1 protein-coding gene is annotated in these 520 nt (G+C 68.7%); it reads right to left on the bottom strand.

Features of this window, described 5'->3' with window-relative positions; genetic code table 11:
- On the bottom strand, positions 1-216 hold a 216-nt coding region (locus ABD323_RS45380), incomplete at its 3' end, for a hypothetical protein (RefSeq protein WP_344447772.1).
- Positions 217-520: the final 304 nt, after the last annotated feature.

Genomic DNA, 520 nt, shown 5'->3' with positions numbered 1-520 from the left:
AGCCCACCCGCGATACGCCGCAGAGGTCAGCTGTGCACCCTCGACCCCGGGAAGGAAGGAGGCCGGAAGCAGGGCCTTGAACAGCGCCTCGATCAGGAACCACAGCCCGAACGCCAGCAGCGCCACCAGCGGTCCGCCCAGCGCGAGGCCGGTGAACACCATCGCCAGCGCGACCACGATCGACAACAACAGGTGCACTGCCAGACGAATGTTCACTTCGCTCCCTCATATTCTTCACCGAGCCCCGGCCGGTGCACCTTACCCGGTAGGCGAGGGCGCCGCCCCGGAGGGGGCGTGCCGGTGGTCGTGCCGCCAGGACGCGGTGCGCGGGATGCGGCGCTCCCGTCAACCGAGCGGCGGGGGTTGGAACATCCAATTGGTCATACGGTCGTAGATCGCGCGCAGCCATGGTTCCCGGACGGCCGGCAGGCGGCAGAGAGTATGGATACACGCCCCCCGATCGACCTCGAGCCACCGCTTGGAGTACTGGGGCAGCGGATCGTCCCGGAGGAGCCCCCGA

This window comes from Kitasatospora nipponensis (assembly GCF_039528135.1).
In the GTDB taxonomy this organism is placed as follows: domain Bacteria; phylum Actinomycetota; class Actinomycetes; order Streptomycetales; family Streptomycetaceae; genus Kitasatospora; species Kitasatospora nipponensis.
This window is presented reverse-complemented; position numbering and strand designations above follow the sequence as displayed.